Origin of the sequence: Limnohabitans sp. MMS-10A-178, from assembly GCF_003063375.1 — a bacterium.
GTDB lineage: Bacteria > Pseudomonadota > Gammaproteobacteria > Burkholderiales > Burkholderiaceae_C > Limnohabitans_A.
The window spans coordinates 1348505-1373870 of the sequence record NZ_NERY01000001.1; the positions used below are offsets into that span (position 1 = coordinate 1348505).

Consider the following 25366-nt stretch of genomic DNA (forward strand, 5'->3'; position numbering starts at 1 on the left):
GCCTTTGATGTTTTACATACAAATTTGACTCTAATGCCATCCGAAAATTTCGGACGCCGCGTTTGTCACAAATAGTACACCTTAGACCGTCAACATACTTTGACTACAACAGGAGACTATTTACTATGCTTAATTTCAAAACCCTTGTTCGCTGGATCCCTTTGGCGGGCGCAGCTTCTTTAGCTGTTGCCTTAACCGGTTGCGGAGGAAGCAGTCCGCAAGTCACAAATTTCTCTGAGGCCACTTTTCAAAATGGATTGGCCCTCGCTGGCGATGCAGTAGATTTGTCAACTGGCACAGCGGCTGATCGCCGCTTGGGATATTTCTCCGACATCTACTACGATGCAACTCGCAAAGAGTGGTGGGGTTTGTCGGATAGAGGGCCTGGTGGTGGCTTGTTAAATTATGAAACACGTGTGCAACGCTTTGAAGTTGATATCAGTGCTACCGGTTCAATCAGCAACTTCCGTGTCGTTGAGACCGTTAAGTTTATGCGCGGAACTCAGCCTTTCAATGGCATTGCACCCAGCCCAACCACTGCATTGGGCAATGCCTTCGATCCTGAGGGCATTGTCATCAACCCCAAAAATGGCAACTTGCTGGTGTCCGACGAATACGGCCCTTCTCTTTATGAATTTACCCGTGCCGGTCAGTTCGTTCGCGCCTTCACAACTCCCGCAGGCTTGATCCCTCGCACTGCAGCGACAGGCGTTGCAAACTTCGCTGCCGACACAGGTAATACCGCTGGCAAACGTACCAACAGGGGCTTTGAAGGCTTGGCCATAAGCCCTGATGGTCTGTTTGTTTACGCGATGTTACAAAGCGCGATGTTGAACGAAGGCGGCGGAAATGGGGTTCACAATCGCATTGTTAAATTTGACGCAAGCACCGGTACCGCTGTAGCGCAGTATGCATACCGTATGAAACGCTCAGGTGAGGGGCAGGGCATTTCGGCCTTGATGGCCTTAGGCAATGACAAGTTTTTAGTGCTTGAGCGAAACAACCGGGGTATTGGAGCAGGGGCTGCCTTGGCCACCGCCGACAAAGAGGTTTATCAAATCGACCTGGCTGGCGCAGTAGACGTTACCAACACCATGTTGCCTACTACGGATGTGTTTGCAGGTGCGGTAGTTAAAGGTGACAAGGTAATGGACTTGGCTACCAACACTTTGACAGCCATAGGCAACAAGTCTCCAGAAAAATGGGAAGGCCTTGCTATTGGCCCGCAACTGGCAAATGGCAGCTATGTGGTGTTGGTTGGAACTGATAACGACTACAGCGTGACTCAGACCAGCAGTGGCACTCAATACGATGTATTCTTCCGTTTTACAGATGCTGACCCTTACGCCTCCTCCATCCAGTGCCCGATTGGCACTAAGGTCAACTGCTTTAAGACATCTGATTCAACGCCAATAACTCTAACAAGTGAGTACGCGTTGATGCCAGGCATACTGTCTGCTTTTACCGCCAAGATTACGAATTACATCAAACCTTAACTAGACAAGCTACAGATCACTTTCTGTACCTTAGCCGATTGAAGATGAACAAAGGCGCAATATGCGCCTTTGTTCTTTTAAAAGGAATTATTTAGAAAATTCATCACTCACAGGGTGTCCTAGATTTTGAGCAAACGATTTGGTGAAATTGTTAGAACTTTTGAATAAAGTTTGTGACCTTGTCAAACCATAGCGATGGGTTTGAACCTCAAAGTCTAAGCATTGTCAGCATCGTGCCGTGCCTATGCCGTGCCCAAGTCGCTACTTTGTCGCACACAATCATTAACCTTGCCATTAGAGTTCAAAGCACGGCAAAAGGAGTGATAAATGCTAGTTCAAAAACTAAGACTACAACGTGGATGGTCTCAACAGCAGTTGGCTGAGTTGAGTGGATTGAATGTCCGCACCATTCAGCGTATTGAAAAGGGTCAAGAGCCTAGCGTGGAATCTTTGAAGTCTTTGGCTGCCGTGTTCAATTTGGATTTCTCAACACTCAAGGAGCAAGGTATGGACAACGTCATCAGTGAAACTCAAAGCGCAGAAGAGATTTTGGCTTTCAAGCAAGTTAGAAAACTAAAAGATTTCTACATTCACTTGGCGAACTATGTGTTGGTAATCGCGGTGCTCACGATCGTCAATGCGTTAACAACCCCTAATCGCTGGTGGGTTCAATGGGTCATTATGAGTTGGGGTGTTGGTGTATTCTTTCATTGGCTTCAGATTTCCGAGCGATTTAGCTTGTATGGATCCAAGTGGGAGAAAGAGCAGGTGGAAAAGCGTTTGGGACGGAAACTTTAAGATTGATACCAGCTTCACAGAACTTCTGAACTAAGGTTGGGGTCTAGAAGGATGTCCTTAAAGAGGACAACCTGTGCGTAAGAATCGTTAAGTCAGGTTTGGTTTCGGCGGTTCTACAGTGCTTTTTGAGGCTGCTCATATAATTTTTTACTATGAATGATGCGCTACCTACAGACATACTGAACTTCTTTGCTAAATACAAAGAATCCTTCAATCAATTGGATGGCGTTGCTGTTGCTTCGCTTTATCGTGTTCCATCAGTCATCGTAGATGATGCGAGCTACACCATTTGGGATACACACGAAAAAATTGAAAACAATATGATGGCTTTGTGCGAGATTTACAAACAGCATAAATTCCAACAAACAGATTTTCAAATCAATCAGTTCATATTACAAAACGAAAACTTTGCAGTTGTTGATATGCGATGGACAATTTCGCATACTGACTCAAGTCCGCCGAATGTGTTCAATACGACTTACAACATTCAAAAAATTGATGGTGAATGGAAAGTCAATCTTGTCACTGCCTATAGTGAGAAACGACTGAAGAAAATTGATTCAGTTCAGCGTTGAAGCCGTGTTTATGAGCTTTAGCAAAAAGTGCAACTTAAACTGAATTCACATAGCAAGACACTTAGTAAATTAAATGAATAAATTCAAGATCCGAAAACTTGAAAGAACTGACGCAAAAGAGTTTCAGCGTTTAAGACTATTCGCACTTCAAAATAATTCAACTTCATTTGGATCTAGTTTTGAAGAAGAAGTCAAAAAATCCCTTGAGCAATTTGAAGCCTTCATTGAGCCCAAAAGTGAAAGAGTATTTTGGGGCGCATTTGAAAACGATAGGCTCATTGGAATGGTTGGACTTGGACGAGAAGATGGCGTCAAAACTGAACATAAAGGATTTATACGAAGTATGTTCGTAGATCCATCAGCTAGAAAACTAGGGGTTGCTTCCGAACTTCTTAAAACAGCCATCAATTTTTCCGAAGCGCAAATGAAATTAGAGCAACTGACTTTGGCTGTGAATTCAACAAATATTGAAGCCATCAATTTATATAAAAAATTCAGATTCATTGAGTATGGAGTTGAGCCCAACGCTTTAAAGATTGAAGGTAGGTATTTCGCAGAAATGCTGATGTACAGACTTAACGTTCCTTGAGCTTACGCCAACACGATCACTTACAGATTTTCAGAACTTTTGAACAAAGTTTGGGGTCCTGAAGGGTGCAACCCATTTTTACCCGCTGCTAAGAAATCGTTGCGTCAGATTTGGTTTTTACAGAATTTGGAGACCTATGTGATCGTCAACATTGAAGAAAAAATCAAAACTTTAGATCAGCACTTGGAGACTGAAAGGCTTCATATAAAGCCACTCAAGGCAAGCGATGCGGTGGCAGCTTTTCCTAAACTACAAGATGATGATCTGTATCTTTGGATTTCATTGATAAAGCCAAAGAGTGTTAACTCACTCGCTGAGGATTGGCGCAGAATTGAGTCAAGAACCTCGCCAGATCACAAAGAAATTTGGCTGGCTTGGTTTGTATCTAGCAAGTTTGATAACTCACCATTAGGGTCTATTGATGTCTCCATTGATGAAGATGGGGTGGCAGTTAACTTTGGTTATTACTTTTTTGTAAGTGAATGGGGTAAAGGTTATGGAACTGAAGCAACATCAGCGGTAATCCAACATTTACAAAAGCACCAAGTTAAAAAGTTCATCGCAACTGTCACGGTTGGAAATACGGCATCTGTAGCCGTATTAAAAAAACTAGGCTTTGAATTTGTCAGAACGATTCCAAACAACGACACTTTAAATGGGGTTCTGGTAGACGATGACGAATATGTGCTGCTAACTTCAAGGTGCTAGGTTCCATACAGCAATTGCCAGCATCAATAACGAGAAACTGCGGCCAATGATCCTCAACCAGCGATTACCTGCACGCTCAGTGGCTCGCCAAGGCAGCTTTCGACTTTGCCAGACCATGGTGAGCACCAGTAGGCCAATGATTGCAAAAAAGGTGAGACGACCCTGAGTGCCGATCCACTCCCAGGCTACAAAGTGATAAGCAAAAATGGAGACAACCAGCATTTCCAGCAAGTTCCAAAACAATTCCGACTTACTGCGCAAGATGGCCGACTGATGCCAGCGCAATAATCTGCCGCGCATTCCTGTAGCAGGCAGTTGGCCCAGGCTAGCGCCCGGCATTACCAAAGGATGCAATAGGAGAGACACACAAAAGACGATGGATATAACGATGGCGGTCAAATTTACAATGCGCGGATCGTCTTTAATGGGGAATTTCTGATTCAGAAGATGTAGGCCAATATCGTCCACCCCCTGCGAAACGTTAGACAACACCACAACACCTTTTCCAGATTTGAGGTTGAATCCTGCAAAGGTTCTAAAGCCACCAGTTCCGCCGTTGTGCCAGTGTATTTCTTCGCCATGTCGCTGTTCGATGAACCATCCAAGGGCTACTGACTGCGTATCGTCAATACGCACCTGCGCTGGGTGGGTTGCACTTACGCCTGCCAGGGTACCTTGCATGTGGGCTTGCAGGAAACGCGCCATATCCCGCGTGCTGGATCGCAGCGCGCCCGCCCCTGGCATCGAGGGAAGGTCCCAAAGCGGAACAGGTAACAGCGATACGTTGTGTCCTTGAGCCATAAATGGTGCGCGGTCTGTTGAAAGACTGATACCCGTAGCGGTCATACCCAAAGGTGCAAGAATGCGAGCATTAACCAAATCGATGTAAGACATTTTTTCTGGGCTTGCAAGGACTTGCCCTAGCAAACCAACGCCAAGATTGGAGTACGCGACTGGCCGGTCCAATTGCACCTCTAGTGGAAGCTGGCGCACATAGGTCCACATGTCGGCTTCGCTGTAATTGGCATATGGATTGCGCAGGGAGCGCACCATGCCCCACAGAAAATTCGCATCTTGCGGAAGCCGTGGCAAGCCCGATGTATGCGTCGCCAATTGCCTAAGCGTGACAGCACCCACCCCGGGGTTGGCCCATGTGTGTTTGGCACCCATAACTTCGTCGAGACGTGTGTCTAGGCCAATAGCCCCTTGAGCTGCTATTTGCGCCAGCAATGTGGACGTAAACACCTTGGTGATCGATCCGATTTCAAACAGGGTATCTGCATCTATCTGTGGGCGCGCTGGATTTCCGGATTGGCCTTTAGATAAGAAACGCACAGAGCCATCTGGATCGAGCAACACGACAGCAATGCCTCGTGCAGCGTTCTTGTCAATGCGTTGCTGCAAGATCGTGAGGACCTGATCGTCGGTCGGGGGCATGGCCTGTGGCGGTGTTTGCGCATGGCTCCAAGTTAGCTCCAAAAGGCAGACCATCAATATGAAAAGTTCACCAAGCTTTATATTCATTTTTTCCTGTAGCTTGTAGGTAAAAAGATAGTCTATGTCCGTTGTGATCAAGTGGAGATCAGATGTCTTTTAACACTACACACATATCTTTAATCTTGTGACTATTCCCATTGCTTGCGCAAAGTAAGCAGTAATTGATTCCAAGCTTGTGGACCTGCAATGGGATTGCGTCCAACATGAACCCCTTTACCAGGGTTCACTCCGTTGGGTACATCGGTGCGAAGTCTGACGGTTCCAACTGGGTTGTCAAAGTCGTGATAACTATCTGGATAAACAAAGTAACTTGCGCCAACATTTTTTGCCAACTGAATGCAAGGTCCAGGCGGTGTCCAATCATCTAGTTCTGCCAACATCATCACCAAAGGGATTTGAGGACGAAAATTTTCCTTTAGTGCATCGGAGCAGCCCGGATAGAAGGTTATAGCTGTGCTGGGCTGAATTTTTCGGGATGTTACTTTTTGCCGATTGGCATCAATACTTCTTAACGCGGTACTTCCACCATGTGACCATCCCAGTAATGCGATTTTTGATGTGTCTGCCCATGGTTGTGTTTCTAGCCAAAGTAGAGCTCCATCTACGTCATCTGACCGATGGGATTGTTTAATTTTTCTAGCACTAAATTTTTGTGAGCATAAACTTGACTCTCCGCGAGAAGAGAAACTGTCAGGAAATAAAATTGAGTAACCATTGGCAGTCATGAGTTGCGCCATGCCAGCATGTCTGGAATTTAATTTCCCTTTATTGATCCCAGTCGTTGCATAAAGACCACCGCAACCATGAAGTGCAAGAATCACTGGGCGGGGTTGTGTGCTTGGCAACGCAATTGGATGCAATAGCAATGACTTTATTTGTGTGCCGTCAGTGCTCGAAATGACATGCTGTTCAACTTCTTGCCCAAAGCAGATCCACGGAAAGTAAAAAATACAAACAAGCCATTTTTTTATAAAGTAAGTCATAGCTAGGCTGAAGTGGGAATCGATTATCAATAATAATAAATTAATTGAGATATTGATGTAATTATTCGCGGAACAAGCTATTCGGTGGCTAAGTTTTCTAAACTACAAGATGATTCATTAGAGAATTTCGCATAACAAGTTCAACTCTATGACCAAATTACCAGAAAACCTCCTGTCCGAAAGCTGGCATCGTTTTTTTGCTATCACCGCAAACAATGCAGCCTGGGACATGTCTGAATCATTAGAGGACGTGCTGAACCATACTGAACTTTTAGATGCGGCACATGCCTCAGCTTGGCATTGGAGAGTTGCTGGTACAACCACCAACCAAATGCGAAGTACCATGCTGTTGGCCTTGATTCATGCACGAATGGACATGGGCCCAAGTGCTTGGAATTATGCAGAAAGCATGAAAAAGTACTTCACTGAGATAAGTGAAACGCCAGACTGGGAGTTGGCATTTGTGTATGCCATTCATGCATGGGCTGCGTTGGCTTGCGGCAATCTAGATGAGTACAAAGTTTCGTATCACAAAGCAAGCTTATGTCTAGATGCAATCAAAGATCCTGAAGACCGTGCAGTGGTACTTAAAACTTTCAGTTTGATTCCAAAGATGTGAGGTTCAAATCTAACAACCCCACGATCACTTACACAACAGTTGATGGTGGTGAAAGTCAGTTTTTAAAAGGTAGTCTGACTTGCACATTTTGCGCAAATGCAAGCCTTGTTTTTTGCCTCTTCCGGCACCCGATCAAGAAGCTCTGAAGAGAAAGTTGCAGTCATACACCAGCACCTCTCTGGCGGCTTTCCACTGGCTTTGGAAATCTCCTGAGCACACTGGTTAGGTTCGCCGCAAATGGGGCACTTTATAGGGTCTATTGCTTTGTTCAATGGGCACTACTTTTTGCTGGCCTTGTGCAGAAAATAACTGCTGGAATAGAAATGAAGAAAGGGTAAAAGGCACCAAGGACAAACCATTCACCCCAAGAGTCATCATTTTTTTTTGCATACCAACCACAATAGAAGGCAGAGAAGACTGCCGAAGTGATCCATAAAAAGGTTAAGTTGAGGATTGAGTTAATGCTACTTAAAAACATGAGTTTCTCCGGTTGTGGTAATTTTTTTCAGAGTTGACCTTTCGGTAGTTTTAAATATATGCACTAATCACAGCAAAGCTATACGTATTTGTACATCTATTTGCTTTGGCATTGCCTTTGCCTTTGCCTTTATCGCGCTCGGTTGACCTATCTCATTGAGACGTACCGTTTGCCCTGATCAGTGATACAGACTGGCTAAATCGAGGCTGTGAACTCGAAGATCTGCGTAAAGCTACCATCTTCATTCTTGCTTCATGTGCCTGCGATCATTTGGCGAATGCCGTGAGTCTTGACGCCGTGTCTGAAATAAGAACAGATCTTTCTAATCATGTTTGGGGTCTAGAACCAATAATCGGATACACATTTACCATCTCGAGGTAAATCATCGAAGGTATCCAAGCCATCAAAGTGATCGATGGGAATGTGGGCAACTGCACTTGGTTCTGAAAGTCTTAAATTCACTGCCCATCGGGCGGTCCAACTAACTGCCAAGAAACGGAGCCACATAGACAAGTACCTTCAATCATTTTTATCACATGCTCGCAATTCTTTGTTTGAAATTCTACGTATGCTTAGGAATTGCTGAGTCAGGTTTGTTTGCAGCTTAGCAATCGATCTATTGGGAGTGCTCTTGTATGATGCTTTTCATTAGCCAAAATACTAAAGGTATAGAGATGAAAGTTATCTTTATCAAAAAATTGTTTGCTTTTGCAGTATCTGTTTGCATAGTGTTTTGTTCAACCATTAATCAAGTTAAGGCTCAGCAGCCTTCAGGCAGGATTGGTTTTAGTTTGAAAGTTCAAGCGGATGGCTTTTTCAATCCTAAGGTCACAAAAGTTATTGTTGATCTTGTTGAGCCAGAATCACAAGCACAAAAAGCTGGCATGGTTATTGGAGATGAACTGATTAAAGTTGAAGATATAGAAGTGCCTGGCACAGATGCTTCAGTTCTCAAACCACATATGAAATTTGTTTCAGGCAAACCAAAAAAGCTCGTGCTGCGCAGACCTAATGGGCATACATACGAAGCTACGCTTGTTAAGCCTTGAGCATTTAAGCTAATATTTGTATACCTTGAGGCCTGTATTCAAAAAGGTCAGTGGACAAATCTACTATGTAACATGAGTCAAAACCTCATATTTGAGCTCTAGTATTTTCAAATTTAATTCTTGATTCAAATGCCGCATCTCACATTACCTGTTCCACCACAGACGGAAAAAATTCCTCAGTGGCGCAGTCCCGTGTTTTGGGTTCAAAGTTTGGTGGGTACCTTATTGGGTGGTGGGCTAATGTATTTGTCAATCTCGGCACTACGCAGTTTGAATGGTTGGGAGACTGCCGTTCTTTGTGCCGCACTTCCCGTCATGATTTGGGTTCAAATTCTGATTCATGAACTAGGTCACGCCATTGCTGGTTTTTTTTCTGGCCATCGCATGTTGGCCTTTGGTATTGGGCCAGTTCGTGTATCGCGACAAGGCCAGAATTGGGTGTTCCAGTGGGAAAGCAGCAGGGACGCTATTGCTGGTTTTGTGTTGATGCTGCCCCAACAAGATTCGGCTGGCCGATGGCGCCCAACCATTTATTTGCTGGGAGGACCTTTTGCCAACCTTCTATTTGCAGCATTTTGTTTCCAATGGAACGTCTATGATTTTTACACTGACGCAGACCTGGTTAATGTTCTATTGCGCATCGCGACTGGCATTGCACTCTTGATTGGAATCGTCAATCTGATCCCCTTCATGGCGGGAGGGTGGTATTCAGATGGCCGTTATTTACTCAAGCTTTGGCAAAAATCAGGCGAAACGCATGTCCTGATGTTTCTGAGGCAATTGAGTGCGCTCTCTGTGGCAGGTGTTCGTGCTAGAGACTGGCCTGTGCCTTCTTTCTCTTTCCTTCACCCCCAACATCAACTGCCTCAATCCGTTGTTAATTCACTTGCAGTGTGCTACCTTTACAAAGCAATTGACGAACGCAAACCGCATCAACCCGAGGTGTGTGATGCAGCGATCATTTTGGCAAAGAATTTTTGGCTCGGAACTCCGTCGAGTCGTCCCGTGACGGCCCTCATACTGAGCCGATGGTTAAATGAAGTAGAAGGTGATATTGAAGATTCGCAAGCTTGGGCCAACTTGGCTGAAGGGGGACTGGTAGATCAGTCTGCGGAGTTGGCTCTATTAAAGACACAAATTGCCTTGAGACGAGGTGATGAAAATTTGGCACAACGGTATCTTCAAGAGGCAACTACCTTGCGGCATCGAGTTCAGCCGGGCGCTTCGCTTGTCATGTTTAACGATGACCTGCAATCGATTCATGCACGACTGAGTGACCTGCCCCCTTGAGTCATACCCTCTCGCCTGATAGGTTTACAGACAGGCTAAATCGAGGCTGTGAACTCGAAGATCTGCGTAAAGCTACCATCTTCATTCTTGCGTAATGTGCCTCTAACCATACCTGCTTTAAGTAAAACTCGATGCGAAGCAATGTTCTTTGGTGAGGTGGTTGCGATCATTCGGCCAATGCCGTGTGTCTTGGCGCCGTAGCCGATGAGACCAGCTAACGCTTCAGTGGCGATACCTTGGCCCCAAAATTGTCGCAGGTAAGCATATTTGCACTCAGCTTCTTCTTGCCCGCCTGGATGAACAATGCCGCAGAAACCAATCACACGCGATTCTGATTTCAACTCTACGGCGAACATTCCGTAACCATATTTTTTGTAGTTTCTGTTTGTGACGATCAGCCACTCAGCGCACAAGTCATCGGTAATGGGTTGACCATCTCCAACCCACTTCATGGCTTCTTTATCGCCGTAGACCGCCTTTAGGCTGGGCAGGTCTGAATGGCGCCAACGGCGCACAATTAGGCGATTGGTTTCAAATATGAAATCAATCAAGGAATGGACCCGTTTCGAAATCTATCATCGTTTCTTCTTATTCAGTGCTGCTTAAAAGTCAGTCTAAAACAAGAGCCGTTCTTTTGAATCATGTTTGGGGTCTAGAACCAATAATCGGATACACATTTACCATCTCGAGGTAAATCATCGAAAGTATCCAAGCCATCAAAGTGATCGATGGGAATGTGGGCAACAGCACTTGGTTCTGAAAGTCTTAAATTCACTGCGATGCGTGTGTTACCTGTCTCATCCTTTTGAAGCCCACGCCAGAAAGCTATACATCCACAGATTGGGCAGAAGTGAAACTCTAGAGCCTTGCCCCTCACATAAGCTCTTGTTTCGCCCTGCGTTTTAATGTCTTCGTCAACATAGCCGTATGCCCAAAGGACACCATACCTTCGGCAAGCTGTGCAATTACATGCGGTAGCCCCATCGGGCGTTCCATCTAACTGCCAAGAAACGGAGCCACATAAACAAGTACCTTCAATCATTTTTATCACATGCTCGCAAATCGTTTAATCAGGTTTTATTTCAGTACTGGCTTCGTGCTACTGGGTTGAAGTGGAGATCTGGTATCGCTCATAACGGCTGATTGCGGTCAAAAAAATCAGCCAAGCAGCGATCTTAATTCCACCCTTCGATGACACGCCTTTGACCCTTCATATGCCAGTCTTTCTGCTGTTGTAAGGTCTGTCGCTTGAATTAGCCAAAATCCACTGTAATTTTCTTTGGTATCGAAAAGAGGTTTGCCTGTGGCCAAGTTGGTACCGTTTCGGTTGTCGATCACATTGGCATGCACTGGAGCTGCTAACCCACCTGCAAAAATCCAATGCCCCTTGGCCCTCAAAGAATCATTGAAGGCATCGATGGTGATCATTTCTTCAGGAGTACCCGATTCAGACAAATCGTCTATGACAAAGATTATGAATTTTTTTAACATGGCGTTTCTATTAATCCACCCATCTGGTGTGCTTGAAAAATGTTCACCAGTTCTCAAAGAAGTTTTTTGATTAATATCGAAAAAGGAAATGCATCTTGCGGGGTTCTCTGCATTTTAATTGCCCTCAAACCTAAAAACTGGAGTCAGCAATGCCAAGCGCTAAGAAAACATGGGCTGAAAAGATGAAGGCAAAACCGCCTCATCATGTCATTCTTGAAAAAGATTTTGCAGGAATACCCAAGGGGTCAAAACTGCACATTTCATCTCCACTAGAAATTGCGGCTGAACTGAAGGCAATTCCAGCTGGCTCCACCATGTCCATTCAAGCATTCAGGCACAGACTGGCAGAGAAGAACAAATGTGATGCGACCTGCCCCGTGTCTACTTCTATTTTTCTCAGAGTTGTTGCAGAGTATTCATGGGAGGAGTTCAATCGTTCCAACAGCACACAAAACATATCTCCCTTTTGGCGAGTCCTTGAATCAAGTTCTCCAATGGCTAAAAAACTGAACTTTGATGCTGCATGGATTGACCTACAGCGGGAACTTGAAAAGCAGAACGCTTAGCTAATTCATGAATGGGGCCCCACTCAGCGCTTGTATCAGTGTAAGAATACAAAATCCAGAGTAAGCAAATGCAAGTAACCAAATAAATCGCTTAGAGGTGTTGGCGCTCATGCTGGGAGTCAACCAAATAAATAACATTGCCATAACAGGTAATATTTGCATGGCATGCAGTGCAAAAAAGTGGGCAACACGAAGATCGCCTCCATCGCGCGACCAATTCAACACCATCAAACCAAGCGCATCGTTTGTAGTGCCGCCAACCCAATGACCTCCGCTGTTGGCTCGTCCACCCAAAATTCCTCCGGTTACGATTCCTAGTACGCTTGAGATTATTAGCCCCCAGCCAATTGCATGACGCAATGCCAGAGAGGTAGCAAAAGTTTGCGCTTGATCGCGAAGCACTTTGTAACCCAGCACGCCAGCAGTGCTTGTTAAAAGCACGGCAAAAACAGCCATTGCTGTGTACATTGCGCCATAAAAAGGGCTGCTCGTGTTGTAGTGAGAAGCTAGACCAAATGCACCTTGCCAGCTGATGTAGACAACTTCAAACAACCCGGCTATCAAGGACATCCACACAATAAAACGGCGACTCCAACTAAATTGCTCAGTTGGACCAAAATAACTGATGAACCAAGCAAGGCTCCACCAATACAAAACCGTTGAAATTTGAAACTTCCAAGGCTTGTGCCATACGCTGGCACCTTGAAATAAACGGGGATCAATGACGGAGAGCCCTAAAGTGATTAGGGATGCGCACAGCATGATTGCCCCGCCCCAAGCCAGTGCAGGACTTGCTGTTTGTAGGTTCATCCATATTTGCCTGAATAGGAGCGAAACCTGAATTATTGAATTGTTCAAAAAAAACCTAGTCAAGTATTTTCAGGGACTATAACCACCAATCGGCGACACATTGACTATCTCATGACAAATCATAAAAGTTGCTTTGTCATAAACACACTGTGTGGGTCAAGTTTGTAGTCACTGAATGGCCCGCAAATTTCAAAACCATTTTTGAGATACATAGAACGTGACGCTTGAAATGAATCTGCTGAGCCAGTTTCCAAACTCAAGCGATTCATTCCCTTTTTACTTGCATGATTGATGATGTGAGAAAGTACGGCTTGCCCAACCCCTTGCCCTAAAAACTTCTCTCTTGTTCTCATTGTTTTGACTTCACCGTGTTGAAGATTAAGAGTTTTTAAAGCGCCGCAACCACAAAGCTCAGATCCAACCCACGCAGTCCAAAATGCAATGTTTGGCTGTTTTAGCTTATCTAGAGGTAATGCGTGAACACTTTCAATGGGCGTGTTCGCCAGCATACCTGCCATATGCTCCCGCACAATAGATTGAGATTCTTCACTTGAAAGGTCATCTAAGCGAATGTCAATTTTCATATTTTGGACTTCATTGATCAATTCTCAAATTCAAAATTGACACAGATTGAACATGAATAAATTATATTAATGTCACATCAATAAATAAATTCAAGATTCAATGGCAAAGAAAATTCGTTCACCGCTACAAGGGCTTTGCATCTTTGCAAAAAATGTAAAGCAAGTTTCATTGTTCTATCAGCAAGCGCTGGGCCTCAAGGTTCAAGCGTCAGATAAAACGCATGATCTCTTAGTGGGGCAAGACCACGAAGTGGTGGTGCACGCCATTTCAAAAGCATACGCACAAAGCATTGAAATTGAATCACCGCCAAAATGCCGAGACGATGCCGCCATGAAGCCCACCTTTGTAGTGGATGATCTTGAGGTAGTGCGAGCTGCAGCCAAGGCCAATGGTGGCTATCTCAAACCCATGAAGCAAGCATGGCGTATTCGAGGATATGTTGTGCTTGATGGATGGGATCCGGAGGGCAACGTTGTTCAATTTAAGCAGGTGGATGGGTAATTCCCCGCTGATTTCACCAATATGAAAAGCTGTGAGTTTGATCGTTAATTCTTAGCTTCAACGTGTTTGGCAAACTTATTCAGTATTGCTTGCCAACCTTCTTCTTGTTGCTCAATGGTATGTTCTGTTTCGGCAACAAAAGTGATTCGCACCTTAACGCCATTGTTGGTTTGCATGAACTCAACCGATGCAGAGCGATTGTCGAACACATATTCAATCAATTCATTCGGAACGATTTTGGTATAAGTTCCAGCAAAATCAAATCCAAAGCTGCCATCTTTAGCTTCCATGCGGGATGAAAATGTGCCACCTACACGCAACTCCACGCTTGAAGAAGTTGTGTGCCAATCGTCTGAGGCGGCATTCCATTGGATGATGTCTTCTGGCGATGTATAGGCGCGCCAAACTTTATCAATAGGTGCCTTGACCGTCGTTTCAATAGTGATGTTCATGTTCTAAAGTAAAAAGTGATTGAATGGAATATCGCTGATTATTTCATTCAGAGTTTTGACCTATGCGCCACAAAACCCCTGAAGGGTCAAACAGGCAGAAATCGCGCATTTGCCAAGGCTGAAGTTCAATGGGTGTTATTCGAACGCCATACTTTTCTACTACACCACTGGCATGCACTTGCTCCCACCATGCGTCAACATCCTCCACCAGAATGTGCATCATGAAGTTTTCTGCAAGGGCATTCACGCAATAGTCCTGAAGCAGGAAGCTAACGTTTTCAAAATGAAAGTACGCAATGCCATCTTCGTCAGAGGCCATTGTGAAGCCTAGGTCTTGGTAGAACTGTTTGCTCAACTCAAAGTTCTTGGAAGGCACAAAGGCTTTGATTTCGGTGATGCGCAGATTGGGCAAGTTGAATCCCATTAAAGTTGCTGACTAAATGCGATTGATGAGCTGATCTTACGAGAATTTGTGGTGGATGTATTTGTCTTAAGCAGTTAAATCACTTGAGACATTTCAATTTTCTTGAAGCAATCAATCCAAATGTCATCAATCAGTCGAAGTTTCGCTGGATCAAAGTTGTTAATTTTTTCCCAGTACCGTCCTGAAGGAACTAGATAACCTAATTCCTGTTCTGCAGTCAATGCATAGTTAACTTTTTGCAGATCTAAGAGTTGCTTTTGATTTTTAAAGAATTCATCATCATTGCGCATCTCCTGAAAGTCAGAGAACGATAGCCGAGGGAATGTCAGCCTAGAGTTTGGCATAGACGACAAGTTCACTACTGCGCAATTTAGCTTATTGGCAAGAGCCATCAACCTGTTTGACTTTGCTTCTAAAGACTGAAGCGTGATGTCATTTCTTAAGGGGTCAGCACAGCCCTGCCCGTAAAAATGGCTCGACTTTCCATTCTCAACGGAATAAACCATGTCGCAGCCAATGAATGCAATGATGTCTGGCTTTAAAGCGCCAAGTGCCCAATAACCTGCTGTGAAAGCCATCGTTCCACCTGCATAAATGAAACCACCAAAATTATTTTGGTGAATCACAAATTCATCTGCAGTAATTAATTTTTTATCTGACCCAACAGGCAACTCAGGACGACGTACGGTGGGAAAATCTTCAGGAAAGATTAGATAGTTCCAGTTGGGTGTGACTTGCCATGCATTATTGATGGCGACAGTACTTGTGAAAAATGAAAGATTCCATTTTGAAATCTCAGTAACATCGGGTGCACTTCCAAAGATCAAAACAATGTTTGATTGATGCATTTTTTGCTCATAAATTGATCTGAAGACTTCCAAGTCTGAGATATGAGGTTCAGTCTATAAATCCTTTATGCTATTTTTATGACAGCTATGGATAATCTATCAAAATCAAGTTTGGGTTCTTCATGTTTTGGCAGAGGCAATCATGATCAAACGCTAAAGCTATATGCAATTTTTGCTTCTTCATATTAGGCGTTTTTTTCGCCTGGCCGAAACTGCACTTTTGCGCCATGGAACTCAGCCGCGAACTATTTATTTCCTGGCCGCCTTATCTGCTTTCGATGGGTTTCTTCCCATGTTGCCCGCAGAAGCGTTTGTTGTTTCCCTGGGCATCTTGCAGCCGCAAAGAGGTAAAGTCATTGTGGTGTTGTTTGCTGTAGCTTCTGGGTTGAGTGCACTTGTGTTGGCTTTGCTGCTCGGCATGCTCAGCTTCTCAGCTGAATGGCTTGGGCTGCAACTTATGGGCTCTCAATGGGATGATGCTTCTGCCTTCGTTCGATCTTGGGGGCCGGCAAGCATGGTGTTTTTGTCTGCATTCCCTGACTCTCCAAGAACATCTATTGCCGTGCTCACCTTGAGTGGTGTAGCCCCCGAAGTGATAGGTCTGATGGTATTGTTGGGAAAGCTAATTCTTTACACCGCACTATTGTGCTTAATGCACTTCTTGCCTTCAAGACTGGTACGGTGGCGCAGGGCAGAGGCATTGTGGCAAAAATGGTTGCAGCGCCGCGCTAGCCGTTTCGTTGCCTACTGCCGTCGCATCCGCTGGCTGGCGCATCAAACCGATAAAGCATTTTCAAGATCTGAAGGAGTTTCTTGATGAAGCGCCCTTTTCTTTTCTAAGTTACTGTGGGTCTATCCGAAACACTTGAAGATTGGCATGCCAATCACTCGCCACCACCACCGCCACCGCCACCGCCACCATCGCTGCTCCCAGCGTCGGTGTTGTTTGATGAGCTGTTGGGGTTCAGGGCGTCATTGGCACTTGGAAAAATAAGTGCTTGATTCACAAAGCCGTCGTCTGAGCGCTTTTTTTCTTCCTCAGAAAGCTCAATTGTTTCGTTTGGTTTTGAATTAAAAATTCTTGAGAGCCAGTCGAACATTTAAATTTTCCTTGAGATTTTTAGTCATGCCCTATCAATTGCTTCATCTTTTAGGGCAATACATTGCACAAGCAGTGCGCCGCAGCTCCAAATGGTTGTTTTTTGTCAATCACTGTTTGCAACCAACTCAGGTCTTGACCCAAGGTGTTCAACATCAAAGCATCAGCACCGGAAAGCCCTGACAACACACTCCAAGCTGGCGGGGCCACCGATTCAGCAGAAATCCAGCCCATTTGACCCATGAATTTTTGGGCAAATTTTTCGATGGGTGAGGTTTTGGGTCCTACATATCGAATAGGTAGTTCTTTGCTATTGGCGTTAGCACCATCCAGTTTGGCCACGCGGCTTCGGGCCTCTTCAACCGCATCGGAAAGACTACCGAGTCGATCAATCAGCTTGTGATTGGCTGCCTGAGCACCTGTCCAAATTCTGCCTTGGGCCAGGTCGTCTGCTTTGGCAAGTTCGATGTTGCGAGTGGCAGACACTTTGCCAATGAAATCGGCATAGATGTGTTCAATGCTGGATTGCACCAAAGCTTGCATACGGGGATCTAATGCTTTTCTAGGATCGTAAGCACCCGCAAGCCAGCTGGTTTGATAGCCGCCGGTATTGACCCCAATTTTGCTCATCAAGCCTTCACCGGTGGGCAACATGGAAAACACGCCTATAGACCCTGTGATGGTGGCCGGATCGGCAATGATCACATCGGATGCCATTGAAATCCAATAACCACCAGATGCCGCCAAGTTGCCCATGGAAACCACAATGGGTTTGCCTTTGTCTTTGGCAATTTGCAGCTGCTCGCGAATGAGTTCCGAGCCCAAAACACTGCCGCCGGGCGAGTTCACTCTGAGCACAATGGCTTTGACATCTTTGTCTTCAGCGGCTTTTCGAATACGCTCTGATGTAGAGATGCCGCCAATTTTGCCGGCAGGTGCGCGGCCATCGCCAATTTCACCTTCGGCCACCACAATGGCAATGTGCTCTCCTTTGACTCTCTTGACCTCAGAGGTGAGATAGTCTTTCCAACCAACCTGACGGAAAGATTGAATGTCTTCGTCTTTGCCCACTTCTTTCATGAGCGTTTCACGCAATGACTCAAACGTCTGCAAGCCATCTAGCCATTTCCAATCTAGGGCCAATTGGCCTGGGTTGCCTTTGACCTTGATGAGCGCATCGGGTAGCTTGCCGATGTTTTGATCAATGCTGCCAGCAGGTAAGTTGCGCGCCTTTTCAACGCCGCCTGTGTACAAAGCCCACAAGGCGTCATACACATGGGCCTCGGCTTTCAAGGCTTGCTGTGAAGGTGCATTCAACACATAAGGCTCGCCGGCAGACTTGAACTGGCCCACCCGAATTAAATTGGCTTTGATTCCCAGTTTGTCTAAAGCATCTTTGTAATAGTTTCGGTTTCTGCCCAAACCTTCAATGAGCACACCGCCCATGGGGTGCGACAGCACTTGGTTGGCATGCGCTGCCAAATAGTATTGGCGCTGGTCATAAAAGCTAGACCAAGCCACTACTTGTTTGCCAGAGGCTTTGAATTTTTCAATGGCACTGGCTGCCTCGCGCAAAGAAACCAAACCGCCGCCTTGAAAGTTGTCTAGTTTCAAAAGCACTTTGTCGATGTGCTTGTCTTTGGCTGCCAGCTCAAGCGTCATGACAATATCGCGCAGTCGAACGGTTTCGGGGGCATTGCCTTGAAGCTCACCAATGAGCTTGTCTTTCAAGCCGCCTGGTGATTCTTCAACCAGCACGCCTTTGAGGTCCATGACCAAAACCGTGTGATCTTCAAGGCTTACTTTGTCTGCATAAAGAACAAACCAACCGATGCCTACCGCATACAAAACCAAACCAAAGACCAGCGCAACGCGAAAGCCATTGATCATCCAATCGGATACTTTGAGAATGCCACGATTGATTAGCGCGTAAAAGCTTTTGATTTTTTGAAAAATGGCTTTCATTTTGAATCCTCAGTAATTGAATGCTCAGTGGGCAGTAGCCAAGCTAGCACCATGGATGGCAAGCAAGCCACCCACATGCAAAAAGCAATGAGTGGCGACGTAAATTTGATATGGGTGGCCGCATTTAAATGGCCAGAAAATATTTCGAAAAACCCAATAAACACAAGGGCATACACAAGCATGACAACCGATAGCCAACGGTAAGCATGCAGATAGCCCGTATTTCGGATGGCTACTTGCCGTTCGTCTAACAACTCGTCGGGTGCGTCTGCCACATTGCGAACCGATTTGCGCAATTGAAAATACAGAAGCAATACCAACACCAGCAAAACAATTTCTGAATAGGATTTCAGCTTCGGCTGGTCAATGAAGAAAACAAAACTCAAACCGATGAGGCAAGCCGCTGTGATGAGCACCAAAGCCCGCCTGTTGAACTGATTGCGAAACCTAGACGGCTTGTTGTCGTTCAAACTCTCAATGACTTCATTCTTGGTGACACCTGCCGACCAATAAAACTTATTGCCTTTTTTATCTGTCATGTGATTTGCCTTTGGGAAAAGGTTGGATAGAAAACAAGCTTTGAATGTCTTTTCCCAACACTTCGGCAATTCGCATGGCCAGCACTAGGCTGGGGCTGTACTCGCCCCGCTCTAGGTAGCCAATGGTTTGATAGTGTACGCCCACATATTCGGCCAATTGCTGGCGCGACATGCCGAGCAGCTCGCGCTGCTCTGCGATGCGGTTGTAAACGGGGACTTCTTCATTGCGGCTCATGAAGATAGTATAAATGCTACATAGTATTCATGCAACATTTTTTGGAGAGCGGTTTGAGGTGTCCGTTAAATTGGCTTTAATCGCCACGGACACCTCAACAAAAGGCAACAGAATTACTTAATTTCCCAAACCGACACTGTGCCACTCACTTCATGACCCGCAATCAGCAAAGCCTTGCCGGTTGGGCTTTGTGATGCTGGTACAAAAGTCAAGCCCTCAGGCGAAATGTCGCCATTGGTCAAGTCAGTTGTGTTTTGCAACCATTGAACAAACTTTGGTGCAGCAGGGTTTGTCAGGTCGTACATCATGATGGCACTCGATCTCTCAAGCGCGACAAAGGCATAGGTTTTTTGATTGACCTTGCCAACCACCACGCTCTCGGGTTCTGGGCCTTTGTTGTCTAAGCGTCCCAGAACTTGATCTTTGCTTAACAAAGAGCTGGGCATGGTGCTGTAAGCCAATGTTTCTATATCATTGCCTGAGTCATAAACCTGTGCACCTGTGCTTGCGTTGTAAATTGAGAACGAGCGACCGCCAAGGGTGTACAACTTGTCATACTGGCCGCTGCTGTTCTTACCCATGGTTGAAAACACGGTAAGACGTCCAAGCTCTGTGTCTTTTTTCAAGTCGGTGGCATTGGGAAATGCAGTGCTACTGAGGACCATGCTGCTGTGACTAACGCGTTGAGTTTCTTTTTGACCTGTTGCCAAGAAATCATCACGGTCATCACCTTCGTTGGCAGTAATGATGAAGGTGCTTCCATTGGCACTGAAAGTGGCAATACCATCAGGCATGTAGATGCCAAACAAGTTGGCATAGGGCTTTAAGACAAAGGGCGATGTGGCAGAAACTCTGTCGGATGGCGCAATGGAGTTTGTCGCTAAGCCATGGTTTTTGTAACCCATGGGAATAATGCGATCGATGCGATTTGTAGCCAAGTTAACCACTGCTACTGCATTGTTTTCTTGCAGAGTCACAAAAGCTTGCGAATTGTCTTCACTGATGGTGACGTATTCTGGCTCCATGTCTTGGGCTACTGTGGCGCCTGGGCGGCCAATGCGAACATCGGCTGGCAATTCGCTTGCACGGCTTGCGCCAGCATTGAAGGCTGAAAAGTCTAATGTCGTGGCGGTATCGGCTGGTACACCATTTGCAACGGCAATGATTGAAATGCTGCCAATAGGATCAATGCCGTCGGTTGCAAAGTTGACGCTCAACTCACCTTCGTTGGCAACCACCAATTTGCTGCCATCAGGACTGAAAGCCATGCCGTCTGGCAGGCTTCCAACTGTGACTTTTTTCAAGTAGGAGGCATTACCTTGCGCATCAAGTCTGTAAAACGCCACCACACCTAAGTTTGTTTTAGGTGTTGCTTGAACAGCAATGGCCATCAAGTTGCCACTAATGGCCAAGGTTTGCACACCACCTGCCGTGAAACCGTTGCCATTCACATGTTGTGCAACTGAAATCACAGCACCTGCTGTTAGATTGCTGGCCGTGGTGGGGTTGGCAAGTGCTGTGCTGGTGAGGCTTGAAAGGGAAAGCCTTTGGAATGAAGAAGGCGCCGTGGGGGTATCAACAGTGATGAAGATGGAGCGACTTTCAGCATGATAGGCCACAATTTCTGAAACGCCTGCGCCTGGGTTGAGTGCATAACGGCCGATCAATGTCGCTTTGGGATCAAAGTCGGGCGTATCCGAGCTGCCGCAACCGGAAAGGCTTGCGAGTGAGATTGCTAGAAAAAAGGCACTGAGGGTTTTGTAGATCATGTGAGGCTCTTGAAGTTGTAACTTTCAAGACCACTCTAAAGAAAGTGTGTGACAAAAATATGAATATTGGATGTATCAATTTTCATTGATAGCTTGTCTCACAAGCAGAAAGAATATTGAGAGGGGCTGCTCATTTTAGTGAGTTTGGTTTTTCAAAAATGATTCTGTGAAGGGTAAATTGAAGTGTTAAAGTGCAGCACAGAAAAAATGCAAATTTATTCAAAAGTTCTAACATAATTATTAGAAACAATTTTAAATATTTACAAAGTATGAAATTCCTCAAATGTCCTTAATCTAGGTTTTGGCCCAATGGGATTCTTTTGTTGGACCATTTAAAAAATTTGGCTTTATGATGCTTTGGTAAGAACACAGGGGTCATTGCCTAAATATTGAGGCAATACATCTGTCACAACAATTTGATCAATCAAGGCTTCCTTTCATGTCAACCGTCAAAACAATCATTGATAAAAAAACGAACACTATTTTCTCGGTTACAAGCACTGAGCCTGTAGAAAACGTCTTGAAAGTCATGCGCGATCATCGCGTCAGAGCTGTTTTGGTCATCGACAACGGTGCGTTAACGGGCATTGTTTCTCAGGGCGATTGCGCCATCAAGGTATTGTTGCCGCACGACAATCCAGCACAAGTGACTGTCTCAAAAATCATGACTTCAAACCCCCTTACCGTGACACTCTCGAACACACTCGATGAATGCATGGCCATCATGGTTCACAAACACATTCGGCACTTGCCTGTTGTTGAGAACAACAAGGTAGTTGGCGTTGTTTCTATTGGTGACTTGGTGAAAAATATCATTGAGTTGCAAGGCAGCCAAATCAAGTTCCTTGAAACTTATATCAAAGGGCATGGCGCTTAAGATTGATCAGCTCCTCAGTTTCGCTCTGCTTAAAGTCAAACAGTTCTGATTTATTTAGGTAAGTGTTGAGCCAACAACAAGGCCACATGCATGGCCTCACGCGCTGTGCCATCCATAATTTGATGACGGCAGCTGGTGCCATCGGCCACCACACAGGCGTCTTGCTGCTTTCGAATGCTCGGTAGCAAGCTGGCCTCGGCCATTTGTTTGGACACTTCCAAGTGCGAAGCTTCGTACCCAAAAGAACCCGCCATGCCGCAGCAACTGCTCTCAATTAAATCCACTTTGGCTTGGGGAATGAGCTGAATCACTTGGGTGATGGAAGGCATCAAGCCAAAGGCTTTTTGGTGGCAGTGGCCGTGAAGCAAGATCGGCTTTTGGGCGGGTGCCAATTTGGTCTTCAAAGATTCAAGTTTTCCAGCTTTGTTTTCAGTGGCTAAAAATTCTTCAAACAGCACAGCATGCGCTGCAACTGTTTCTGCCATCTCACCCAAACCCATGACCAAAGACTCATCGCGCAGGGTTAAAAGACACGATGGTTCTAGGCCCACAATGGCAATGCCTTTTTGTGCAAAGGGCAGCAAGGCTTCGAGCAAAGCTTGAGCATGCTCTTTGGCTTTGCTCACTTGGCCGCTTGCCAAGTAGGTGCGGCCACAGCAAAGGTGTTGGCCAGGAGCGTCTTGCTGTGTGCGACTTGCAATGTGAACTTGGTAGCCCGCAGCGGACAAAACATCGAAGGCAGCCCAAGCGTTTTCAGATTCGAAATAGCCATTGAAAGTATCGACAAACAAAACCACGGGTTTACTGGATGCCAATACTTCTTGTGCTGAAACGCCTGTACGTTGGCTGTTGAAAAAATGCTCTTTTTTCCACTCTGGCCATGAGCGCTCGGCAGACAGGCCAGTGAAAGATTCTGCCAAGCGTGCCAACCAAGGCCATTGGTTGCGCAGGTTCATGAGGCGTGGCCATTGAGACGCAATGTGCGCATAGCGCGGCAAGTTGGAAATCAGGGTGTCTTTCAATGGCAAACCATGCTTGGTGTTGTAGTGGTGTTGCACTTCAATTTTCATGCGTGCCATGTCGACGCCGGTGGGGCAATCGCGTTTGCAACCTTTGCAACCCACACACAGGTCCAAAGCTTCCTTTACCTCTGAGCTTTCTAGGCCGCCTTGGAGTTGGCCACTCAAAGCCAATCTGAGTGTATTGGCCCTGCCGCGTGTAGCATGCACTTCATCGCGCGTGACTCTAAAACTGGGACACATGGTGCCCGCATCAAATTTTCTGCAAGTGCCATTGTTGTTGCACATTTCCACGGCTTTGGCCAAGCCTTGTGCAGGATCTTGGCCTGTACCGGGGGCTGTGGTTTGTTCTGTGGCTGGGTCGTTGTGAACGTTCCATGCACTCCAATCCAAAGCGGTTTGAATGGGAATGATTTTGTAATTGTTGCCAAAGCGCATGAGCGATGTGTCGTCCATTTTGGGCGGATTCACCATGCGGTTGGGGCTTAGCAAGTTGAGCGGATCGAGGTGCTGTTTGATTTGGGCAAATGCTTGATTGATCGCAGGGCCAAACTGCCACTCAATCCATTCGCCTCGGCACAGCCCATCGCCGTGCTCTCCGCTGTAGGCACCTTTGTATTTGCGCACCAGTTCGCTGGCTTCTTCGGCAATGGCGCGCATCTTTTGCGGGCCATCACGGCGCATGTCTAGTATAGGTCGCACATGCAAAGTACCCACAGAAGCATGGGCATACCAAGTGCCTTTGCTGCCATGCTTTTGAAACACTTGAGTCAAGGCATCGGTGTATTCAGCCAAGTGCTCTAAGGGCACGGCGCAGTCTTCAATGAAGCTCACGGGTTTGCCATCGCCCTTCAAGCTCATCATGATGTTGAGGCCTGCTTTGCGCACTTCCCACAAGTTTTTTTGCGGCGCATCGTCTACCATTTCCACCACACTGTTGGGCAAGCCCATGTCGCCCATGAGTGCCACCAATTGTTTCAATTCGCGCTTGAGTTGTTCTTTGTCAGAGCCTGCAAATTCAACCAACAAAATGGCTTCAGGGTCGCCAATGATGGCTGTGCGAATAGTGGCTGCAAAAGCTGGAATTTTCAAAGACAGCTCAATCATGGTTCGATCGACCAATTCCACAGCAGTGAGTGTGCCGTTGCCCAGCTTGGCAATGTGCTGGGCTGAGTCCATCGCTTTGTAAAAGCTGTTGAAGTTGACAACGCCCAATACCTTAGACCTTGGAAGTTCGCTGAGCTTCAAGGTGAGCGATTGGGTCATGGCCAAGGTGCCTTCACTGCCCACCAACAAATGCGATAAATTCACTTTGCCATCTGGGGTGTAGGGTCGCACATTTTGATTGTCAAAAATGTCTAGGTTGTAGCCAGCTACACGTCTTAGTACCTTGGGCCATTTGTTTTGGAGTTCTGCTTGATGGTGCACCGCCAGTTGTTTGACAAACTCACCAATTTGCTTGGCACGTCCAGAGCTGTTTTCGAAATGAGAGAAGTCAAGCAACTCACCATTGCTGAGCCAGGCTTTGGCGCCCAAAACGTTGTGCACCATGTTGCCGTAGGCAATAGAGCGGCTGCCGCAAGAGTTGTTGCCGGCCATGCCGCCCAAAGTGGCTTGCGCGCTGGTTGAAACATCGACCGGAAACCACACGCCATGTTTTTTCAAGGAAGCATTGAGGGCGTCAAGGGCTATGCCAGGTTGAACCTCTACCGTGCCTGCTTGGAGGTCTAGGTTGAGGACATTTCGAACATGTTTGCTGTGATCGATGACCAAACCTACGCCGGTGGTTTGACCACACTGGCTGGTGCCGCCGCCTCTTGGCACGATGGGTACCTTCAGGTCGCGGCAAATGGCCATGGCGGTAGCCACTTCCTCGGGGTGCTTGGGCACAAACACACCCAATGGCGTCACTTGATAAATGGAGGCGTCAGTGGCGTAGCGGCCGCGGTCGGCGGCAGAAAACAGCACTTCGCCTTGAGTTTCAGTTTTCAAACGCTTGGCCAAGAGCCCTGCCACCTCATTGCTGGCAGCGGCAACTTGCTCGTAAGTTTCAAGCGCTGAGTTTGGGGCGCTGACTGTAGATGTGTTCATGGAGGGCTGATTC

29 protein-coding genes are annotated in these 25366 nt (G+C 46.2%); 12 read left to right on the forward strand and 17 right to left on the reverse strand.

Features of this window, described 5'->3' with window-relative positions; genetic code table 11:
* Window positions 1–125 precede the first annotated feature (125 nt).
* The 5 genes from B9Z32_RS06630 to B9Z32_RS06650 all read left to right on the forward strand — a co-directional run bounded on the left by B9Z32_RS06630 (window position 126) and on the right by B9Z32_RS06650 (window position 4166).
* The gene (locus B9Z32_RS06630) at window positions 126–1496 is read left to right on the forward strand and encodes an esterase-like activity of phytase family protein (RefSeq protein ID WP_108420474.1); all 1371 of its coding nucleotides are present in this window, start codon (window positions 126–128) and stop codon (window positions 1494–1496) included.
* 327 nt (window positions 1497–1823) lie between these two features.
* Window positions 1824–2294, forward strand: coding sequence for a helix-turn-helix domain-containing protein (locus B9Z32_RS06635; RefSeq protein ID WP_108420475.1), 471 nt, complete (start codon window positions 1824–1826; stop codon window positions 2292–2294).
* A 152-nt stretch (window positions 2295–2446) separates the two neighbouring features.
* Window positions 2447–2869, forward strand: coding sequence for a hypothetical protein (locus B9Z32_RS06640; protein WP_108420476.1), 423 nt, complete (start codon window positions 2447–2449; stop codon window positions 2867–2869).
* 73 nt (window positions 2870–2942) lie between these two features.
* Window positions 2943–3458, forward strand: coding sequence for a GNAT family N-acetyltransferase (locus B9Z32_RS06645; RefSeq protein ID WP_108420477.1), 516 nt, complete (start codon window positions 2943–2945; stop codon window positions 3456–3458).
* A gap of 39 nt (window positions 3459–3497) precedes the next feature.
* Window positions 3498–4166 carry a GNAT family N-acetyltransferase gene (locus B9Z32_RS06650; protein WP_158268182.1) on the forward strand — a complete coding sequence of 223 codons (669 nt, stop codon included), beginning with the start codon at window positions 3498–3500 and terminating at the stop codon, window positions 4164–4166.
* Here B9Z32_RS06650 and B9Z32_RS06655 read toward each other — a convergent pair.
* Both B9Z32_RS06655 and B9Z32_RS06660 read right to left on the reverse strand, forming a co-directional pair.
* Complete coding sequence (locus B9Z32_RS06655) at window positions 4155–5690, reverse strand: serine hydrolase (protein ID WP_108420479.1); 1536 nt, start codon at window positions 5688–5690, stop codon at window positions 4155–4157. The genes B9Z32_RS06650 and B9Z32_RS06655 overlap by 12 nt on opposite strands.
* A 101-nt stretch (window positions 5691–5791) precedes the next feature.
* A complete protein-coding gene (locus B9Z32_RS06660) occupies window positions 5792–6646 on the reverse strand; it encodes a dienelactone hydrolase family protein (RefSeq protein WP_108420480.1) in 855 nt (284 codons plus the stop codon).
* Between the two features lie 229 nt (window positions 6647–6875).
* Here B9Z32_RS06660 and B9Z32_RS06665 point away from each other — a divergent pair, with 229 nt between their 5' ends.
* On the forward strand, window positions 6876–7265 hold the full coding sequence (locus tag B9Z32_RS06665) for a hypothetical protein (protein ID WP_146179463.1): 390 nt from the start codon (window positions 6876–6878) through the stop codon (window positions 7263–7265).
* Window positions 7266–7327: 62 nt separating this feature from the next.
* Here the strand turns inward: B9Z32_RS06665 and B9Z32_RS06670 are convergent, their stop codons facing one another.
* Window positions 7328–7537, reverse strand: a complete 210-nt coding sequence (locus B9Z32_RS06670) for a cysteine-rich CWC family protein (protein WP_108420482.1) — start codon at window positions 7535–7537, stop codon at window positions 7328–7330.
* 841 nt (window positions 7538–8378) lie between these two features.
* On the opposite strand from B9Z32_RS06670, the gene B9Z32_RS06675 reads away from it, so the two are divergent.
* The gene (locus B9Z32_RS06675; protein ID WP_146179464.1) at window positions 8379–8792 is read left to right on the forward strand and encodes a hypothetical protein; all 414 of its coding nucleotides are present in this window, start codon (window positions 8379–8381) and stop codon (window positions 8790–8792) included.
* A 129-nt stretch (window positions 8793–8921) separates the two neighbouring features.
* The gene (locus tag B9Z32_RS06680; protein ID WP_146179465.1) at window positions 8922–10082 is read left to right on the forward strand and encodes a M50 family metallopeptidase; all 1161 of its coding nucleotides are present in this window, start codon (window positions 8922–8924) and stop codon (window positions 10080–10082) included.
* Between the two features lie 35 nt (window positions 10083–10117).
* Here B9Z32_RS06680 and B9Z32_RS06685 read toward each other — a convergent pair whose 3' ends face one another.
* From B9Z32_RS06685 to B9Z32_RS06695, 3 genes are all read right to left on the reverse strand, one after another.
* The gene (locus tag B9Z32_RS06685; protein ID WP_158268183.1) at window positions 10118–10633 is read right to left on the reverse strand and encodes a GNAT family N-acetyltransferase; all 516 of its coding nucleotides are present in this window, start codon (window positions 10631–10633) and stop codon (window positions 10118–10120) included.
* A gap of 101 nt (window positions 10634–10734) precedes the next feature.
* Entirely contained in the window at window positions 10735–11124 is a 390-nt protein-coding gene (locus tag B9Z32_RS06690) for a GFA family protein (RefSeq protein ID WP_108420486.1), read from the reverse strand.
* Window positions 11125–11240: 116 nt separating this feature from the next.
* Complete coding sequence (locus B9Z32_RS06695) at window positions 11241–11573, reverse strand: YciI family protein (RefSeq protein WP_108420487.1); 333 nt, start codon at window positions 11571–11573, stop codon at window positions 11241–11243.
* A 149-nt stretch (window positions 11574–11722) separates the two neighbouring features.
* Here B9Z32_RS06695 and B9Z32_RS06700 point away from each other — a divergent pair, with 149 nt between their 5' ends.
* Entirely contained in the window at window positions 11723–12139 is a 417-nt protein-coding gene (locus B9Z32_RS06700; protein WP_108420488.1) for a hypothetical protein, read from the forward strand.
* On the opposite strand, the gene B9Z32_RS06705 is transcribed toward B9Z32_RS06700, so the two are convergent.
* Window positions 12140–12901, reverse strand: coding sequence for a hypothetical protein (locus B9Z32_RS06705; protein ID WP_146179466.1), 762 nt, complete (start codon window positions 12899–12901; stop codon window positions 12140–12142).
* Window positions 12902–13068: 167 nt separating this feature from the next.
* The gene (locus B9Z32_RS06710; RefSeq protein ID WP_108420490.1) at window positions 13069–13533 is read right to left on the reverse strand and encodes a GNAT family N-acetyltransferase; all 465 of its coding nucleotides are present in this window, start codon (window positions 13531–13533) and stop codon (window positions 13069–13071) included.
* Window positions 13534–13668: 135 nt separating this feature from the next.
* On the opposite strand from B9Z32_RS06710, the gene B9Z32_RS14295 reads away from it, so the two are divergent.
* Window positions 13669–13749 (forward strand): MJ0042-type zinc finger domain-containing protein, encoded by an 81-nt coding sequence (locus B9Z32_RS14295; protein WP_369909833.1) that lies wholly within the window; start codon window positions 13669–13671, stop codon window positions 13747–13749.
* A gap of 330 nt (window positions 13750–14079) precedes the next feature.
* On the opposite strand, the gene B9Z32_RS06725 is transcribed toward B9Z32_RS14295, so the two are convergent.
* The 3 genes from B9Z32_RS06725 to B9Z32_RS06735 all read right to left on the reverse strand — a co-directional run bounded on the left by B9Z32_RS06725 (window position 14080) and on the right by B9Z32_RS06735 (window position 15759).
* A complete protein-coding gene (locus B9Z32_RS06725; protein WP_108420493.1) occupies window positions 14080–14487 on the reverse strand; it encodes an SRPBCC family protein in 408 nt (135 codons plus the stop codon).
* 43 nt (window positions 14488–14530) lie between these two features.
* Window positions 14531–14911, reverse strand: a complete 381-nt coding sequence (locus B9Z32_RS06730) for a VOC family protein (RefSeq protein ID WP_199219955.1) — start codon at window positions 14909–14911, stop codon at window positions 14531–14533.
* A gap of 74 nt (window positions 14912–14985) precedes the next feature.
* Window positions 14986–15759 carry a hypothetical protein gene (locus tag B9Z32_RS06735; RefSeq protein ID WP_108421056.1) on the reverse strand — a complete coding sequence of 258 codons (774 nt, stop codon included), beginning with the start codon at window positions 15757–15759 and terminating at the stop codon, window positions 14986–14988.
* A gap of 163 nt (window positions 15760–15922) precedes the next feature.
* On the opposite strand from B9Z32_RS06735, the gene B9Z32_RS06740 reads away from it, so the two are divergent.
* A complete protein-coding gene (locus B9Z32_RS06740; protein ID WP_108420494.1) occupies window positions 15923–16576 on the forward strand; it encodes a hypothetical protein in 654 nt (217 codons plus the stop codon).
* 67 nt (window positions 16577–16643) lie between these two features.
* Here B9Z32_RS06740 and B9Z32_RS06745 read toward each other — a convergent pair whose 3' ends face one another.
* From B9Z32_RS06745 to B9Z32_RS06765, 5 genes are all read right to left on the reverse strand, one after another.
* Window positions 16644–16859 (reverse strand): hypothetical protein, encoded by a 216-nt coding sequence (locus tag B9Z32_RS06745; protein WP_108420495.1) that lies wholly within the window; start codon window positions 16857–16859, stop codon window positions 16644–16646.
* 50 nt (window positions 16860–16909) lie between these two features.
* Window positions 16910–18823, reverse strand: a complete 1914-nt coding sequence (gene sppA, locus B9Z32_RS06750) for a signal peptide peptidase SppA (protein WP_108420496.1) — start codon at window positions 18821–18823, stop codon at window positions 16910–16912.
* On the reverse strand, window positions 18820–19362 hold the full coding sequence (locus tag B9Z32_RS06755) for a hypothetical protein (RefSeq protein WP_108420497.1): 543 nt from the start codon (window positions 19360–19362) through the stop codon (window positions 18820–18822). Before B9Z32_RS06755 ends, sppA begins: the two co-directional genes overlap by 4 nt.
* On the reverse strand, window positions 19352–19597 hold the full coding sequence (locus tag B9Z32_RS06760; protein WP_108420498.1) for a helix-turn-helix transcriptional regulator: 246 nt from the start codon (window positions 19595–19597) through the stop codon (window positions 19352–19354). Before B9Z32_RS06760 ends, B9Z32_RS06755 begins: the two co-directional genes overlap by 11 nt.
* Window positions 19598–19710: 113 nt before the next feature.
* Entirely contained in the window at window positions 19711–21366 is a 1656-nt protein-coding gene (locus B9Z32_RS06765; RefSeq protein WP_108420499.1) for a choice-of-anchor I family protein, read from the reverse strand.
* Window positions 21367–21805: 439 nt separating this feature from the next.
* On the opposite strand from B9Z32_RS06765, the gene B9Z32_RS06770 reads away from it, so the two are divergent.
* Window positions 21806–22243 carry a CBS domain-containing protein gene (locus B9Z32_RS06770; RefSeq protein ID WP_108420500.1) on the forward strand — a complete coding sequence of 146 codons (438 nt, stop codon included), beginning with the start codon at window positions 21806–21808 and terminating at the stop codon, window positions 22241–22243.
* Window positions 22244–22293: 50 nt separating this feature from the next.
* On the opposite strand, the gene B9Z32_RS06775 is transcribed toward B9Z32_RS06770, so the two are convergent.
* Window positions 22294–25353, reverse strand: coding sequence for an FAD-binding and (Fe-S)-binding domain-containing protein (locus B9Z32_RS06775; protein WP_108421057.1), 3060 nt, complete (start codon window positions 25351–25353; stop codon window positions 22294–22296).
* Between the last annotated feature and the right edge of the window lie 13 nt (window positions 25354–25366).

What these genes read in the sequence shown, in the direction of transcription:
- B9Z32_RS06760 (WP_108420498.1), bottom strand. Translation starts at nt 19,597, where the DNA reads ATGAGCCGCAATGAAGAAGTCCCCGTTTACAACCGCATCGCAGAGCAG.
- B9Z32_RS06645 (WP_108420477.1), top strand. Translation starts at nt 2,943, where the DNA reads ATGAATAAATTCAAGATCCGAAAACTTGAAAGAACTGACGCAAAAGAG.
- B9Z32_RS06775 (WP_108421057.1), bottom strand. Translation starts at nt 25,353, where the DNA reads ATGAACACATCTACAGTCAGCGCCCCAAACTCAGCGCTTGAAACTTAC.
- B9Z32_RS06770 (WP_108420500.1), top strand. Translation starts at nt 21,806, where the DNA reads ATGTCAACCGTCAAAACAATCATTGATAAAAAAACGAACACTATTTTC.
- B9Z32_RS06725 (WP_108420493.1), bottom strand. Translation starts at nt 14,487, where the DNA reads ATGAACATCACTATTGAAACGACGGTCAAGGCACCTATTGATAAAGTT.
- B9Z32_RS06755 (WP_108420497.1), bottom strand. Translation starts at nt 19,362, where the DNA reads ATGACAGATAAAAAAGGCAATAAGTTTTATTGGTCGGCAGGTGTCACC.
- B9Z32_RS06640 (WP_108420476.1), top strand. Translation starts at nt 2,447, where the DNA reads ATGAATGATGCGCTACCTACAGACATACTGAACTTCTTTGCTAAATAC.
- B9Z32_RS06665 (WP_146179463.1), top strand. Translation starts at nt 6,876, where the DNA reads ATGTCTGAATCATTAGAGGACGTGCTGAACCATACTGAACTTTTAGAT.
- B9Z32_RS06680 (WP_146179465.1), top strand. Translation starts at nt 8,922, where the DNA reads ATGCCGCATCTCACATTACCTGTTCCACCACAGACGGAAAAAATTCCT.
- B9Z32_RS06740 (WP_108420494.1), top strand. Translation starts at nt 15,923, where the DNA reads ATGCAATTTTTGCTTCTTCATATTAGGCGTTTTTTTCGCCTGGCCGAA.
- B9Z32_RS06730 (WP_199219955.1), bottom strand. Translation starts at nt 14,911, where the DNA reads ATGGGATTCAACTTGCCCAATCTGCGCATCACCGAAATCAAAGCCTTT.
- B9Z32_RS06660 (WP_108420480.1), bottom strand. Translation starts at nt 6,646, where the DNA reads ATGACTTACTTTATAAAAAAATGGCTTGTTTGTATTTTTTACTTTCCG.
- B9Z32_RS06635 (WP_108420475.1), top strand. Translation starts at nt 1,824, where the DNA reads ATGCTAGTTCAAAAACTAAGACTACAACGTGGATGGTCTCAACAGCAG.
- B9Z32_RS06695 (WP_108420487.1), bottom strand. Translation starts at nt 11,573, where the DNA reads ATGTTAAAAAAATTCATAATCTTTGTCATAGACGATTTGTCTGAATCG.
- B9Z32_RS06690 (WP_108420486.1), bottom strand. Translation starts at nt 11,124, where the DNA reads ATGATTGAAGGTACTTGTTTATGTGGCTCCGTTTCTTGGCAGTTAGAT.
- B9Z32_RS06710 (WP_108420490.1), bottom strand. Translation starts at nt 13,533, where the DNA reads ATGAAAATTGACATTCGCTTAGATGACCTTTCAAGTGAAGAATCTCAA.
- B9Z32_RS06700 (WP_108420488.1), top strand. Translation starts at nt 11,723, where the DNA reads ATGCCAAGCGCTAAGAAAACATGGGCTGAAAAGATGAAGGCAAAACCG.
- B9Z32_RS06630 (WP_108420474.1), top strand. Translation starts at nt 126, where the DNA reads ATGCTTAATTTCAAAACCCTTGTTCGCTGGATCCCTTTGGCGGGCGCA.
- B9Z32_RS06655 (WP_108420479.1), bottom strand. Translation starts at nt 5,690, where the DNA reads ATGAATATAAAGCTTGGTGAACTTTTCATATTGATGGTCTGCCTTTTG.
- sppA (WP_108420496.1), bottom strand. Translation starts at nt 18,823, where the DNA reads ATGAAAGCCATTTTTCAAAAAATCAAAAGCTTTTACGCGCTAATCAAT.
- B9Z32_RS06705 (WP_146179466.1), bottom strand. Translation starts at nt 12,901, where the DNA reads ATGCTGTGCGCATCCCTAATCACTTTAGGGCTCTCCGTCATTGATCCC.
- B9Z32_RS06745 (WP_108420495.1), bottom strand. Translation starts at nt 16,859, where the DNA reads ATGTTCGACTGGCTCTCAAGAATTTTTAATTCAAAACCAAACGAAACA.
- B9Z32_RS06735 (WP_108421056.1), bottom strand. Translation starts at nt 15,759, where the DNA reads ATGCATCAATCAAACATTGTTTTGATCTTTGGAAGTGCACCCGATGTT.
- B9Z32_RS06675 (WP_146179464.1), top strand. Translation starts at nt 8,379, where the DNA reads ATGATGCTTTTCATTAGCCAAAATACTAAAGGTATAGAGATGAAAGTT.
- B9Z32_RS06765 (WP_108420499.1), bottom strand. Translation starts at nt 21,366, where the DNA reads ATGATCTACAAAACCCTCAGTGCCTTTTTTCTAGCAATCTCACTCGCA.